General features: G+C 59.8%; 1 protein-coding gene. It reads right to left on the bottom strand.

Annotated elements, in window-relative coordinates:
• Positions 1-126: 126 nt before the first annotated feature.
• Positions 127-738 carry a sigma-70 family RNA polymerase sigma factor gene (locus AC1D00_RS43260; RefSeq protein WP_477014945.1) on the bottom strand — a complete coding sequence of 204 codons (612 nt, stop codon included), beginning with the start codon at positions 736-738 and terminating at the stop codon, positions 127-129.
• Positions 739-876 lie beyond the last annotated feature (138 nt).

Genomic DNA, 876 nt, shown 5'->3' with positions numbered 1-876 from the left:
CTTTATAGGAGGGAAGTTTTTCCGCCTGATGTTGTGCTTTGTTTCAATTGTTTCGTCCGCGGTAACACTTCCGTGTCCGGGAATAGGGCCGATAAACCGGTCCTATCCCTTTGAAATCATGAGCTTTCAGGCGGCGAAGCGRTCCACGCCGCAGCCCTTAAGCAAATCGGCCAGCTGCTTGCGGGCGTAGAACATCCGCGTCTTCACCGTGCTCTGGGGGATGCCGATGATCTGGCCGACCTCCTCCACCGACTTCTCATGGTAGTAGACGAGGGTGATGATCTCGCGATGCGCGGGCGACAGTTTCTGCACGCAGGCACGCAGGATGGCGCTGGTGTCGCTGCGGTCGAGCGAGGTCTCCGGCGTTTCGCAATCGTCGGGAATCTGGCGCACGTCTTCCTGGTCGATGTCCTCGAAGCGGCGCTGGCGCATCGCGGTCAGCGCCTYGAAGCGGGCGATCGACAGCAGCCAGGTCGAGACCTGCGAGCGGCCTTGGAACTGGCCGGCGGTCCGCCACACGTCCAAAAACACCTGGCTGACCAGATCTTCCGCCGTGGTGGCATCGCGCACGATACGCAGGATGAAACGGTAAACCCGCACATTGTGCCGGCAATAGAGGATGTGCATCGACGTCCGGTTGCCGTCGGCAATGCTCTCCAGAAGCATATCGTCCGAAGTCGCCTGAGCGGCGATGATGCTCTGGCTGGCCTGGGCGTTGATGGCGATGACGTTCCGCATAGACTTGGCTYCCCGTAGCGCCGCAACCGAGCGGCGTTTCCTTGGATCAAAGTGTTAATGAGCCAACGTTTCGGGACGTCTGCACGAAAAGCGGAAAATGGTTTCGTGCGCCGTCAAATTGTTTCGTCGGCCAGGGCG

The sequence above is a fragment of the Bradyrhizobium sp. P2_E8 genome (assembly GCF_056403875.1).
The sequence above is the reverse complement of the archived record's forward strand: the minus strand, read 5'-3'. Positions and strand labels throughout refer to the sequence as shown.